The sequence below is a fragment of the Psychrobacter sp. NG254 genome, assembly GCF_015277735.1.
Lineage (GTDB): Bacteria > Pseudomonadota > Gammaproteobacteria > Pseudomonadales > Moraxellaceae > Psychrobacter.
Genome location: NZ_JADHDA010000002.1, coordinates 14,734 through 29,044 on the forward strand (window position 1 = coordinate 14,734; position 14,311 = coordinate 29,044).

At 42.8% G+C, this 14,311-nt stretch carries 13 protein-coding genes; all 13 read left to right on the forward strand.

Annotated elements, in window-relative coordinates; translation table 11 throughout:
- Position 1: 1 nt before the first annotated feature.
- The 13 genes from IP510_RS02710 to IP510_RS02770 all read left to right on the forward strand — a co-directional run bounded on the left by IP510_RS02710 (position 2) and on the right by IP510_RS02770 (position 14,060).
- The gene (locus IP510_RS02710) at positions 2 to 673 is read left to right on the forward strand and encodes an NADH:ubiquinone reductase (Na(+)-transporting) subunit D (protein WP_110924425.1); all 672 of its coding nucleotides are present in this window, start codon (positions 2 to 4) and stop codon (positions 671 to 673) included.
- Positions 673 to 1,281: an NADH:ubiquinone reductase (Na(+)-transporting) subunit E gene (gene nqrE, locus IP510_RS02715; protein WP_011281361.1), complete on the forward strand. Its 609-nt coding sequence runs from the start codon at positions 673 to 675 to the stop codon at positions 1,279 to 1,281. The genes IP510_RS02710 and nqrE overlap by 1 nt, the downstream gene beginning before the upstream one ends.
- A gap of 122 nt (positions 1,282 to 1,403) precedes the next feature.
- Positions 1,404 to 2,639, forward strand: coding sequence for an NADH:ubiquinone reductase (Na(+)-transporting) subunit F (gene nqrF, locus IP510_RS02720; protein WP_194196320.1), 1,236 nt, complete (start codon positions 1,404 to 1,406; stop codon positions 2,637 to 2,639).
- A 166-nt stretch (positions 2,640 to 2,805) separates the two neighbouring features.
- On the forward strand, positions 2,806 to 3,606 hold the full coding sequence (locus tag IP510_RS02725) for an SDR family NAD(P)-dependent oxidoreductase (RefSeq protein WP_194363278.1): 801 nt from the start codon (positions 2,806 to 2,808) through the stop codon (positions 3,604 to 3,606).
- Between the two features lie 124 nt (positions 3,607 to 3,730).
- Entirely contained in the window at positions 3,731 to 4,861 is a 1,131-nt protein-coding gene (locus IP510_RS02730) for an FAD:protein FMN transferase (RefSeq protein ID WP_194363279.1), read from the forward strand.
- A 145-nt stretch (positions 4,862 to 5,006) separates the two neighbouring features.
- Positions 5,007 to 5,252: a (Na+)-NQR maturation NqrM gene (gene nqrM, locus IP510_RS02735; RefSeq protein WP_194363280.1), complete on the forward strand. Its 246-nt coding sequence runs from the start codon at positions 5,007 to 5,009 to the stop codon at positions 5,250 to 5,252.
- A 383-nt stretch (positions 5,253 to 5,635) separates the two neighbouring features.
- Positions 5,636 to 6,850: a CynX/NimT family MFS transporter gene (locus tag IP510_RS02740; RefSeq protein ID WP_194363281.1), complete on the forward strand. Its 1,215-nt coding sequence runs from the start codon at positions 5,636 to 5,638 to the stop codon at positions 6,848 to 6,850.
- A gap of 140 nt (positions 6,851 to 6,990) precedes the next feature.
- Complete coding sequence (locus tag IP510_RS02745) at positions 6,991 to 7,866, forward strand: arylesterase (protein ID WP_194363282.1); 876 nt, start codon at positions 6,991 to 6,993, stop codon at positions 7,864 to 7,866.
- Positions 7,863 to 8,576 carry an ABC transporter ATP-binding protein gene (locus IP510_RS02750; RefSeq protein WP_194363283.1) on the forward strand — a complete coding sequence of 238 codons (714 nt, stop codon included), beginning with the start codon at positions 7,863 to 7,865 and terminating at the stop codon, positions 8,574 to 8,576. Before IP510_RS02745 ends, IP510_RS02750 begins: the two co-directional genes overlap by 4 nt.
- Before the next feature lie 39 nt (positions 8,577 to 8,615).
- On the forward strand, positions 8,616 to 9,293 hold the full coding sequence (locus tag IP510_RS02755) for a hypothetical protein (RefSeq protein WP_194363284.1): 678 nt from the start codon (positions 8,616 to 8,618) through the stop codon (positions 9,291 to 9,293).
- A gap of 27 nt (positions 9,294 to 9,320) precedes the next feature.
- On the forward strand, positions 9,321 to 11,942 hold the full coding sequence (locus IP510_RS02760; RefSeq protein ID WP_194363285.1) for an ABC transporter permease: 2,622 nt from the start codon (positions 9,321 to 9,323) through the stop codon (positions 11,940 to 11,942).
- Positions 11,943 to 12,102: 160 nt separating this feature from the next.
- Complete coding sequence (locus IP510_RS02765; RefSeq protein ID WP_194363286.1) at positions 12,103 to 12,621, forward strand: hypothetical protein; 519 nt, start codon at positions 12,103 to 12,105, stop codon at positions 12,619 to 12,621.
- A gap of 23 nt (positions 12,622 to 12,644) precedes the next feature.
- Positions 12,645 to 14,060, forward strand: a complete 1,416-nt coding sequence (locus IP510_RS02770) for an HNH endonuclease (RefSeq protein ID WP_194363287.1) — start codon at positions 12,645 to 12,647, stop codon at positions 14,058 to 14,060.
- Positions 14,061 to 14,311: the final 251 nt, after the last annotated feature.

Sequence of the window (14,311 nt, forward strand, 5' to 3'; positions counted from 1 at the left end):
CATGGCTGACACTAAAAGTATTTTAACCTCGCCTGTCTTTGATAATAACCCTATTGCCCTACAGATTTTAGGTATCTGTTCGGCACTAGCGGTCACCACAAGCATGGCAAATGCCATGGTTATGTGTGTAGCATTGACACTGGTAACGGCATTTTCGAGCTTCTTTATCTCGATTATTCGTAAACAGATTCCATCAAGTATTCGTATCATCGTGCAGATGACCATCATTGCCTCATTGGTTATCTTGGTCGATCAGGTACTAAAAGCTGTCGCTTACGATGTGAGCAAAGGCTTGTCAGTTTTCGTTGGTCTGATTATCACGAACTGTATCGTGATGGGCCGTGCTGAAGCGTTTGCTATGAGCAACCCACCAGTACCGAGCTTTTTAGATGGTATTGGTAATGGTCTTGGCTACTCTGCGGTACTACTGTTCGTTGCCACTATCCGTGAGCTATTAGGCGCAGGTACTTGGTTCGGTATCACTATTCTACAACCAGTGACTGACGGCGGTTGGTATATACCAAACGGCCTACTATTATTGCCACCGTCAGCATTCTTTATCATTGCTTTGTTCATTGTCATCGTCCGTATTTGGAAACCAGAACAGGTTGAAGAAGCTGAATTTGTAATGAAGCCGCAGTCTAAAGGCATGGCACATGGAGGCGGTCACTAATGGGACATTATGTTAGTTTATTTATAACCTCAGTCTTTATTGAGAATATGGCGCTTGCCTACTTCTTAGGTATGTGTACTTTCTTGGCAGTATCAAAGAAGGTTTCAACCGCTATTGGTCTTGGTGTTGCTGTCGTCGTCGTCATGGCGATTACGGTTCCATTAAACAACTTACTATTCCAGTTCATCCTAAAAGATGGTGCACTGGCATGGGCAGGTTTCCCTGATATCGATTTAAGCTTCTTAGGTTTGCTTAGTTATATTGGTCTTATTGCCGCTACCGTACAGATTTTAGAAATGTTCTTGGATAAGTTCGTTCCTAGTCTATACAACGCCCTTGGTGTTTTCTTACCACTCATCACTGTAAACTGCGCCATCTTAGGTGGTGTATTATTTATGGTTGAGCGTGACTATAACTTCGGCGAATCAGTCGTTTATGGTGTGGGTGCAGGTTTTGGTTGGGCATTAGCGATTACCGCATTGGCTGGTATCCGTGAAAAACTGAAATACTCAGACATCCCAGCACCGCTGCGTGGTCTTGGTATTACGTTTATCACCGTTGGTCTGATGTCACTTGGCTTTATGTCTTTCGGCGGTATGTCAATTTAGACCGCTAAGCTTAAACACTTATTTAGCGATTTGACCTATTTAATTCATTTATTCGGTAGGGGTTCAGAAAAACGTTATGACGTTCTTTCGCTCCCCTACTCCATAGATTAAGGATACCTACCATGGATTACGCTACGGCGATTGGTGGCGTTGCTATGTTTACCTTGATCATCATGGGCCTTGTCGCCATTATTTTGGCGGCGCGCTCAAGACTGGTCAGTTCAGGCGATGTTACCATCCATATCAATGATAATTCCGATAATGACGTCGTGACACCAGCGGGCGGTAAACTACTGCAAACACTTGCGAGCGAAGGTATTTTCTTATCTTCAGCATGTGGTGGCGGTGGTACCTGTGCGCAGTGTCGTTGCCGCGTTATTGAAGGCGGCGGTTCGATCTTGCCGACTGAAGAAGGCTATTTTACTCAAGGCGAAATCCGCAATCACATGCGCTTAGCTTGTCAGGTAGCTGTTAAGCAAGACATGAAAATCGAGATTGACCCTGAGTTTTTTGATGTACAAAAATGGGAATGTGAGGTTGTCTCTAATGATAACGTTGCCACCTTCATTAAAGAGCTGGTACTAAAAATCCCTGAAGGCGAAGAAGTTAACTTCCGCGCTGGTGGTTATGTACAGCTAGAAGCGCCACCACATGAAGTGCACTATAAAGACTTTGATGTTGCAGAAGAATATCGCGAAGATTGGGAAAAATTTGGTATCTTCAACTATGTATCAAAAGTTGATGAGCCTGTTATCCGTGCTTATTCAATGGCCAACTATCCTGAAGAAAAAGGTCTTATCAAGTTCAATATTCGTATCGCAAGCCCACCACCACGTGGTCCAGATGGTATCCCACCAGGTAAGATGTCTTCTTGGACATTTAGCTTAAAGCCTGGCGATAAAGTAACGGTATCAGGTCCTTACGGTGAGTTCTTTGCTAAGAAAACTGAAGCTGAAATGATCTTCGTCGGTGGTGGTGCAGGTATGGCACCAATGCGCTCGCACATTTTCGATCAGCTTAAGCGTTTGAATACAGACCGTAAAATCAGTTTTTGGTATGGTGCACGTTCTATTCGCGAGATGTTCTACGTTGAAGACTATGATCAACTTCAAGAAGATTTTTCTAACTTTGAGTGGCATGTGGCATTATCAGATCCGCTTCCTGAAGACAACTGGACAGGCTACACCGGCTTTATCCATAACGTCTTATTAGAAGAGTATCTGAAAGGTCATCCAAACCCAGAAGACTGTGAATATTACATGTGTGGGCCACCGATGATGAATGCTGCAGTCATCGACATGCTACATAGCATGGGTGTTGAAGATGAAAACATCATGCTTGATGACTTCGGTGGTTAAGCAAAGCAGTAAACTGAATAACATATATAAAGAGAGTCTCAATTGAGGCTCTTTTTTTTGTATTTTTTCTAGATACAATTGTGGTTGTTGAGACTACAAATCTAATTGGTAGACTGGCTTTATTATCCTATATGATGAGCTATCTAACCATTAAGAAAGGATGCTTATGAAAACGAAATACAAAGATCTCACCATTTGGATTACAGGTGCCTCTAGCGGTATTGGAGAAGCCCTTGCCATTGCCTTTGCCAAAAAAGGTGCTCGGATTATTTTAAGTGGACGCGATCAGGAAAGATTAGACACAGTCAAACAACGCTGCAAGCGTCCTAACACACATATTGTCATTCCCTTTGATATCAGTGATGCCAGTCAAGCAAAATCTGCTTATGAGATGGCGATAGCACAAGCAGGAAAGATCGATTGGCTGATTAACAATGCCGGTATCAGTCAACGCGCGCTCATCATGGATACCGAGGAAGAGGTCGAACGTCAAATCATGGAGATAGATTACTTTGCCCAGACTCGCCTGACACGATTGGTGCTACCAGATATGATCACACAAGGTGGCGGCAAAGTGGTTATGGTATCCAGCGTAGCAGGCCTGTTAGGGACTCAGTATCGCGGTGCGTATGGTGCTGCCAAAGCGGCGCTGCATATGTGGGCAAACAGCTTGCGTGCTGAATTACATGAGCAAGGGATAGAGGTTGCCACCATATTCCCAGGATTTATCCAGACCAATGTTTCTATCAATGCCTTAACAGGTGACGGTAGCGCACAAGGTACGATGGATGATGCCACCAAGAAAGGGTTGACTGCGACAGAATTTGCCAAACAGGTTGTTAAGGCGCTCACAAAAGGTGAAGAATACATCATCGTTGCTGGCAAAAAAGAAAAGCTGGCAACCCGAGTCAACCGTGTGTCACCGCCCAAACTCTATAAGCTGATTCGTGAATCACAGGTCACCTAAGTTTGGTCATCAACCAAATTGTCACTTAACGTTGTCATCATGGGTACTTTTGGGTTTAAGGGGTGTAAAATAAGCAAGGCTTGTTTTATACCCCTTCTCATTTTTGCACCATACTGACTATATTATGAAAAATACAATACCTCGCTCACTTCCCAAAAAAACCACCAAAAACGCTTTGTTTGGCATTGTTAGTCTTGCCAGCATCGTAAGCCTCAGCGCTTGTCAACAAACACCAGATTATGACTATCTGATTGGTGAGACCATGGGTACAAGCTATCATATTAGCTATCAGCTACCTGAAGATGCAGATGAAGCTGCCATAAAAGCATCAATCGATGAGCGTCTAAAACAAATCAATGACAGCATGTCGACTTATCAAAGCGATTCAACCATATCCAAGTTCAATCAACTGGGCAAAGAGACACCCATCACTATCGATGCAGATTTTAGTCGCGTGCTCGACGTCTCACGTATCGTCTATGAACAATCTGGCGGTGCTTTTGATCCCACTGTGATGCCATTGGTAGAAACGTGGGGGTTTGGCAGTACCATGACCGTTGATCGCTTACAAAGCCCACCCACTGCCGTTGAGATTGCCCAAGCAAAAGCATTGGTCGATTTTGAGAGTGTCGTGCAAAAAGATAAAACCGTTTATAAGACCAAAGACGGTGTCGGTCTTGATTTCTCAGCAGTTGCCAAAGGCTATGGCGTCGATGTCATCGCTGACGTATTGAGAGAGGATTATAAGATTCGCAATTATATGGTTGAGATTGGTGGAGAGATTTCGACTTCTGGTGTGAACAACCAACAGCAGCCATGGCAAATTGCGATTGATGCGCCTATCGAAGGCAGCACCGTGAGCGAGCGCCAAAGCATCTCTGCGATTCGCCAACCAAAAAACACAGCGACCCAAATGCATCTGGCAACCTCTGGTAACTATCGCAATTCTGTTATATTCAATGGCAAACGCTATAGTCATACCATTGACCCGACCACTGGAGAGCCTATCGCTGGTGGTGCACCCTCAGTCACGGTGGCAGCGGACTCCGTCGCACTGGCTGATGCTTGGGCCACCGCGCTCACTGCTATGCCCTATCACAAAGCAGTGGAGGTCGCTAAAGCACAAAATCTAGCGGCTATGTTTGTCGTGTTGACTGATCGAGCAAAAGCCGATGGTTCTGATGAGAGTATCGATGACTGGCAAGTGATACAAACCCCTGCCATGCAGGCATTGCGTGCTGATAAAAAACCTTAGCAACGTTATATGTCTGAAACAAGAGAGTACGATAACGCACAACGAGCGACACCAAAATTTGTTATACTAAATTATCGTTGATATCGAAGACAGAGTGCTTTGTTTCGTCTCAACTGTCCCACTTTTAAAAAACGAGGTTTCCTCTATGCTTAGCCAATTGCTTCCCATGCTTGCCATTACCTTTACCGTCTTTGTCCTATTTTTTATCTTTATGGGTGTTGGTTATATGGTCAAAAAAAAGCCGCTTAGAGGATCTTGTGGCGGTGTCGCTAAACTGATGGGCAACGAAAAATGCTCATACTGCGGCGATGATCCTAACAAATGCGACTCTATCATTTCTGAACAACAAGAAAATGCATTGAGAGCTGCGCAGTTGGGCAAGCCCGTATAAGACTATCACCGGTTACCGGACACAGATAGTATTTAGCTAACATCTGTTCTTATAATAGCGCCAAGTCGTCCGAAGATGACTTGGCGCTATTTTATTACCCGAAGCCTTTATAATCGGCTATCGTATCCAGCGTTTAAAGTAAACATTACTATATTAAGGTGCACTCTCACTATCTATACGAGCATTTCATGCTAATTAATAGCAGAAATATGAGCAAATACTTTCATAAAAAACTCTTCAAATGTTCTCTATTTTATCTAGGCTAACCGCTAGTCTCTTGTTACACTCTCTATGATGTTGTTTGATAGGTGTTGTTTGATAAGCGGCGATGTGTCGGCGATGTTGAATAACGTGTCTTTTTTCGCTGCTATCGTTGTATTGCTATGTCTACCTCATCCAGCCTGCCCTCCTCACGTTTTACCTTTTGGCTAGTGCTGTGCGCCATCATACTGCTGGCGACCAATATGCGCGCGCCTATCGTAGCGCTTGGCTCTATTGCCCCAGTGGTGCAAGAAGCACTCGATATCTCTGAGTTTCAAATTGGCTGGCTAGGCGCAGTTCCTATGCTAACGTTTGCGATTGGGGCGCTCATCTCTCCAACCATTGGCAAACGATTCGGACTGGAAAACACGCTGATTGCGATGATTGGGCTATTAACCGCCGGTATGATTATTCGTACGGTTATCCCCACTTGGTCTGGGTTTTTAATCGGGACATTACTGCTAACCTTGGCCATCGGCTTTGCCAATACACTAGCGTCCCCTGTTATCAAGCAGCGCACACCCAAGCATATCCCATTGATAACGGGGCTTTTTAGTTTGACGATGACAGTAACGGCAGGCATCGTCGCAGGCGTTGTACTGCCACTATCTGAGCAAGTGGGCTGGCAATGGGCACTGGGTGGATGGTCGCTATTGGGCATTTTTGCGATCGTTATTTGGCTATTTTTACGTGTGCGTTTGGGCTCTTCGAACCATCAAGCGATTGTGCCCTCTATATCGGAGACCTCTGATATATCGATGTGGCGTACGCCTTTTGCGTGGCAGATAGCTGTGTTTATGGGGCTACAGTCCTTGTTATTTTATACCGTCGCCAGTTTTTTGCCATCCATTTGGGTCAGTAAAGGTTTGTCTGTGGTGAGTGCCGGGCAAATGAATTCCGTGTTTCAGTTTATGGCACCCGTCTCTATTTTGAGTCTGACATGGCTCATCAATCGTGGTCGCCCGATCCAAGCGCTCGCGGTGTTTGCTGCGGTGCTCAATGTGGTTGGGGTGTTGGGTGTCAGCTATCTATCGACTGATTTGGCATGGCTCTGGTCAGGAATGATGGGCATGGGATGTGCGGCGATTTTTACCTTGAGCATGATGCTGTTCTCATTGCGAACCTACACCACCAATCAGGCAAGCGAGCTGTCTGGTATGGCGCAAGCCGTTGGCTATGTCATTGCATTTTTTGGGCCGTTAGGCACCGGTTGGCTCCATGAAACGACGAGCAGCTGGAGCATACCGCTTCTTATCCTGCTAGTACTGATGATGCTAAACGTGGTGATTGCTTGGCTCATCAGTCGCCCGGTCATGGTCGATGGCAAATATATTTAACGCTAAAAAAGCTTTAATTTTAACAAAGCTTTGATTGCTAAAGCGCAATAAAAAGACCCTTACATTAACCGTAGGGCAATACTGGTCTCTGTCGTATTTTGCTACACTGGTTCGATTGCATATAGGACAGAATAATTATCATGAAAGTATCTTCTCATTTCTCTCGAAACTTGCCAGCAATGGCAGTGCTGACCATCGCCGTGGCTATCAGTGGTTGCCAAAAAGACGCTGAACCAACTGACGCGACTGATTCGCAAAATACCAGTTCGCAAAACACTGACGTTCAAGCCATCAATACTCAAACAAGCACTCAAACCAATACCAGCCAAGTCACGGCTGACGCGCCAGTATCCACTGACCAACAAATCAATTCGCCACTGACGATATTAGCGCTTGGCGACTCATTGACTGAAGGTCTTGGTGTTGATAGTGATGCCAATTATCCTGCGCAATTAGAAGCCAGCTTAAAAGAGTTGGGCTATACCAATGCCAAAGTCATCAACTCAGGTCTAAGCGGTGAAACCAGTACTGGCTTAGTGAATCGTCTAGATTGGGTAGCGCAGACCAAACCTGATATTACTATTTTGACAATTGGTGCCAATGATGCCATTCGCGGCTTAGATGTGGTTACCATTGAAAAAAACATCCGTACTGCGGTTAAGACTCTACAAGACAATGGTAGTCACGTTATCTTGGGTGGTATGTCGATTTATGACAATCTCGGTAATGACTATGTTTCCGCGTTTTCAGACATCTACCCTCGTGTGGCCAAAGACATGAATGTGCCACTTATTCCCTTCTTTTTAGAAGGTGTGGGCGGTGACCCTGAGCTGAACCAAGCCGATGCGATTCATCCAACCAAGGAAGGCTATCAGATTATCGTCAAAGACAATATCTTGCCTATTTTAAAGCCTGAGATTGAAAAATTGAAAGCCAGTAATAGCACTAATACGACAGCATCAAAAACGCCTAATGAACTAGCATCAAACAATACGCCAACTGAGACCACGCAATGACATCATCACCTTCAGCGGACACAGTGACGACGCCTACCGCTACAGAAAAAGCATTATTGACCGCCTCGCATTTAAACAAAACCGTGCAAGTCGGTGAGCAGACTCTATCTATTATTAAAGATGTGAACGTTCATATTAATGCGGGCGAGTTTGTGGTCATTGTGGGCAAGTCTGGCTCTGGTAAATCGACGTTATTGGGATTGCTGGCCGCATTAGACTACCCTGACAGTGGCACGGTTGAGCTGGCAGGTCAAATGCTCAGCAGCCTTGATGAAGATGCACTGGCGGCTATCCGTCAGCGTGACATGGGCTTTGTGTTTCAGTCATTTCATCTACTGCCAACGTTAACCGTGGCAGAGAATATTGCCTTTCCGTTAGATATCGCACGACAGCCAAACCCTGCACGAGTTGATGAGTTAATCGAAGCCGTTGGACTCGGTCATAGACGTGATAGCTTGCCCAATCAATTATCAGGTGGTGAGCAGCAACGTACTGCTGTCGCTCGCGCACTGGTCTCGCATCCAAAAATCGTGTTCGCGGATGAACCTACGGGTAACTTGGATGAGCAAAACGCCGACCAAGTCATGCAGCTATTGTTAGATTTACGACAAAAAGTCGGTTCAGCATTGGTCGTCGTGACCCATGACCCTGCACTGGCGGACATGGCAGATCGCGTCATTACCATGCATGATGGACAGGTTGAGAGCTAAATAAGAATTTTTTCTTCATTTTTAAATAAGGTCAGTGCGATGGAAGCTCTCGAAATAGAAAGGTTAGCAAAGCAGCTAATTGCTGGCAATTTCACTTTTGAAACCGAAGACTATAGCCAAGCCATTAATAAATTAGTTTCAATCTATAAACTAGATAACGCGCTTTATTATCTAAAACAGATGGCTAGCTCAGACGATTATTCCATTATTTTTGCACTCTCCTTTATATTAGAGCATTACTCAAAACCTTTTATCAATGCGAACAAAGACGAGGTAAGTCAGCTTACTTTACAAGCAATAAACAAGGGATATTGTAGCGCGAATTGCTATCTTCTATATCCCTTAGTTTACTTTATGGAACATGATGAAGAGTATCTTTGTTTTTTGGAATTACTACACAATCGGCAAAACACACTACAGAATGATGTATTAAGACATCTGTATTACTTTGATACTCACAAATACGAAAAGTTGAACCGCCTCAGTGAACAGCTAGACTTTTCTTTGTTTTATAGCTTACCTAGCGAAATAGATAGCCAATGGTTTGAGCAGCAAGTAAAAGGTAAATCTCTTCTTTATCAAAAAGTAGTGTCTAGTGCGGTATACAAGAAAGTCAAAGATAAAAAATTCGTTCATTCGTTAACTGATATGACAGATGCAGAGTTGTTCGACTTTATCTATATTTGGTTACCTGATGAAACCTCTAAAACATCTTAACACTTCTATCGATTAAGCAAAAAACTTATGACTAAAGCCACAATCACAGAAAACGATACTGCTATCAATAATAAAACTGCTAATGCTAAAAGTGGCGGTTTTTTTAGCAGCCGAACCTTAGGCGCACAGGCTTTGTCTCGCAGTTGGTGGCGACGCTGGGTATATCCCCTGCTATTCCTACTTACGTTGATGCTATCGCTTGCGACTTATCTGACATTGGACTCTATCCAACAGTCAGTAAACACCTATGTCAATGACAATCAGCTGGCACTCGTTGGTGGTGACTTAATACTAGAAAGCAATCAAGCATGGCCTGAGGAAGTATTAGCACAGGTACAGACATTACCTGATAGCCAAACGGTTTATGATTATCAGTTCAATGCTATGTTGGTCGCAGCAGACCAAACGCTATTGGCTCGTATCAAAGGTGTCACGGCGGCCTATCCTTTATACGGTGAGGTTGAACTGGCATCAGGCAAACCCTTGTCCGAGCAGCTAAGTACAACAAACGTGGTGGTTGCGCCTGAGGTTCTTAGAAGTTTAAACGTGTCGATTGGTGACAGTATCAATATTGGTGAGGGAAAATTCACCATCAGTGATGAGCTCGTCAAAGAGCCGGATCGCCCACTAACGGCCTTTGGCTTTGGTGGTCGCGTCATGATGCAGCAAGACGCCTTAGAAGCGACCGATCTAATCGGTCAGCGCAGCCGAGTCAGTTACCAAATCGAGATGGCAGGCACGCCAGAAGTCATTGCCACTCAGCGTGAGCAGTTGACGCAGATGCTCGTCAACTATCCTGATATAGAGATGTCTGACCCTACCTCAGAGGAGACATCTGTCTCACGTATCTCTGATAATGTATTGATGTTCCTTAAGCTATTAGTCATTGCCGTTCTATTATTATCTGCGGTTGCCATGTATGGGGTCATCACCGCGTTTGTGACCAAGCAGCAATCCAACGATGCTATACGCATGGCGCTGGGTGAGACCAATCGTTCGATTAAGCGTAGCTATTACTGGCTGCTATTAATCATGTCTGTCTTGGCCTGCGTCGCTGCCGTATCGCTAAGCCTTGTATTACTCAAGATTGGTCAGCCGTATCTGACAGCTATTTTACCGTCAGATTTAGGATTGGCGATTAATCCGATTAGTATCTTCAAGACGATTGTCATCGCCCTTGTCATGACGCTACTGATTACCCAGCGCAGTCTGCGCGCGCTTGATGGTACGAAACCTGCGGCACTGCTTAATCAAAGTACTGGTCAATCATCAAAACGTTTGCCTTGGCAGCAGCGGATACCATTGTTACGCTATGGTTTATTATTCATCGGACTCTATGCCTTCCTAGCTTATGAAGTGCAATCTTTAGCGTTGGGCGCACAGATACTGGTCGGATTGATTGTATTCATCGCGATATTTTGGGCATTGGCACGCGGTTGGCTCTGGTTGCTGGCGCGCATCGCTACTGGTAAAAAAATCAGCTGGATGCAGCGCATTGCCATTCATAACTTGGCGCGTAAAGGCAATCAGTCAGCGTTGTTCTTTGTGACATTATCATTATCCGTTGCGGTATTGACCCTTATCACGTCGATTAATCACAGTATCAATGAGCAGTTTATCAATGCGTATCCTGAAGATGCGCCGAATCTGTTTTTGTTAGATGTGCAAACCGAGCAGCACGATAAGATAGACAGTATTCTCAAAGAACCTGTGACGTATTATCCAGTGATTCGAGCACGTATCGGTACGGCCAATGGTGTCGAACCCAAAGATATCGACGCGCCTGAAGGCGAAGACGACCCTACTCGCGTGTTCAATCTAAGTTATTCCGATACGATCATGGACACAGAGTTCATTACTGAGTCGCTGACTGACGATGCGCTTTATACGCCCATTGAAAATCAAGATGCGAGTGCCTCTGCGATTTCGCAAGTGCAGCCATTGTCTATTTTGGACACGGCAGCCGAAATGCTGAACGTCGGCATGGGTGATCAGATCAGCTTTAATATTCAAGGTATCGAGTTGGTTGGCGAGATTACCAGTATTCGCTCGCGTTTCGAGCGTGGCCCTAGTCCGTTTTTCTACTTCTTATTTGAGCCTGAGATACTGGCTAGCGCACCGCAAATTCAATTTGCGACGGCGCATGTCTCTGCCGATGATATTCCTGACCTGCAAGGTGAGCTGGTACGCGAATTCCCTGCTGTGACCAGTATTGACGGTACGATTATCGCGGAGCAAGTCCAAGGGTTGGTCGCGCAGATGAGCCGCTTGGTCTATATCTTTACGTTGCTTGCCTTGCTCACGGGCATCATGGTGCTCATCAGCTCGCTACTCTCTACGTCACAAGATCGTATGAAAGAGAGTGCTTCGTTTAGGCTACTCGGTATGCAAAAGCGTGACTTGTACATGCTCAATATTTTAGAGCTGGGTGTGCTTGGGATTAGTGCGGCGACATTTGCGGTGATTATCGCTACTGGCGGTGCGTGGCTGGCGGTTACTCAGTGGTTCAATCTGCGCTTTAGTGTGCCGTGGGCAAACTTAGGACTTGGCGGTATTGCGTTAGTTGCCTTGCTGTTTGCCATTGCTATTATTTATGTACGCTTGGTGATTGGACGCGGGATTATGGCTAGGGTGCGGGCGATGGTTTAAGCGTATTCGGTTTTGGCTTTATACGAAAAAACCCCTTAATTGGGGTTTTTAAGTCATTATTATCTGCTAGTTTAGGTAAGGTAAGGGTTAAGATTAGAAATATTTCTGAACACTTAAAACCCAAACTTAATCTTTAACTGACGATAAAGGAAGTAATTAAATGGATCCTTATGAATCTCAATTTAAACTACGGACCGCAAACTCATCGTACTGGCATAGTAAGGCTAGTGACTTACTCATATCGGCAAAAGTTTTATGGGAAGCAATGGATAGTAGTGATGCTAACGCTGTCGCATGCTGGTCATCCTATAAGATGCTAATAGGCTTATCCTTTGAATTACTCTTCAAATCAATTTCTATTCAAAGAGGTCTCAACTTTTCTGCTACACATCAGCTAGTTGATCTTGCCAATTCAGCAAACCTGAAACTAACAAAGGGTGAGGAAGATATATTAAGAGTATTAACTGAATATATACTTTGGGATGGTAAGTATCCTGTTCCTCACAAAAAAATTCATTTAGAAAACCATTGGAAACATGAGAACAAAGTAGCTTATGACAGCAAAAAGCATGGAAATCTAATCTTCCAGAGGCAAAACGATAAACTTGATTTTGATGAGCTTGCAAAAATATGGAGGAAATATTCTGATATCTATATGATTGAGCATACAAAAATATAAATTAATATCAATAGGTACTTTCCATGGAAAAATGTTATTTATGCGGTTTAGAGTTTAATGGCTCATCTGTAAAAAAGCACAAAGAACATATAATTCAGCAAGCTATAGGTGGAAGCCTCACATCTAAAAATATACTATGTGAAAGATGTGGTTCAAAGCTTAACGATGATATAGATATAGATTTTAATAAAATATTTGAACAGACATCAGTATTATTGGGAATAAAAAGAGATAGAAAGGATATAAATGGAAAGCAGATAACAGGAAATCATCAGGCTTTCATACCTGAAATACAAAAAATACTGGATGAGAGGAAGATAGGGGTAACTTGGTCTAAAGGAAAAGTACACCCTAACAAACCTTTTGAAATATATAGCGATGATGGCAAAAAAGTAACAATCTACTCAAACTCAGAAACAGCTAAATATTTTAAGAAAAAAGTAGTTTCTGATTTTAAAAATAAAAATCCTTGTATACCTTTACCAGAGATAGTATTTTGTGACGACTTATATGGCATGACTTCTTTTGACTTTAAAATGGATAATTATACATTTAAGCAAGGTTTAGCTAAAATAGCAGTAAACTACGCTTCATTTCATGAAATACCTAGAGATGAACTAAACTTAGTACTACAAATTGAAGATAATAGTAATACCGCTAATTTTAAAGAAGCTAAATCTGTAATGTTTTTTTATCCTTTAGGTATAATTGATAAAATAATTGAAGATTATAAACCTAAATTCCAGCCATATCCTATACATACTTTAATATTATTCAATTCTATACTCAACCCAAAATTACTAGTATGTTATATAGAGTTATTCTCAACTTATCAATACTATGTTGTTCTAAGTGATAATTATTCAGGGCCTAGCATTTATGAGTTTTATACTCAAAAAATACTTCCTGAGGAAGAGGTGGTTTTTGAACCATATAGACAGTACTACAAAGATCGCTCGAGTATCCTATCCTCATTAAATATATCTAAAGAAGAACTTATTAACGCTTATTTGAATAAAAGTGATAGCGAAAGTGATGAGCAGGTTGAATGTAAACTAATTACTAGAAAGAGAAATGAGCGACGGTATGATATATCCTTAAAGAAATATTTAGAAGATATTATAGATTTTACTGTCTTTGAAAAAATACATGAATTTGATAACAATACTGATGCATATAGTTTAAATGTATTTAAGGAATTAACTATTAATCTAAATCTCTTTTTTCATACTGACGAAAATGGTGAATATATTTTTAGTATTGAAAGTTTCAGACAATACTATATTGACAGTGAAGGAGAGAAGGTCGATTATATTGATGAATTATTCAGTAAATATAAGAATATACTAAAAGATATAAAAGCATATAACCATCAAAAATTCTATGATTTACAGAGGTTTCATAATAGTAGAAATATAGATAAAAAATTATCTAACTAATATTTTTATTGAGTTATAGATATCACCTATTTTTTATTAAGCTTTTGTCCATTTAACAATACTCACCTTAGGGAGCGTTTTAGCCTCGATTGAAGTGGTAGCTTGGTAGAGTGTGACGCTTACAGCACCTTGCACAGAAGTAGTCGCTCGAACGTTGGAACACTACTTTGTTTAGGTGCTGTGCGCCACAGAATGCCAACTACAAGCGCAAAGTAGGATTAGCTACAAAAACAGAACGCCTTCTATTCACC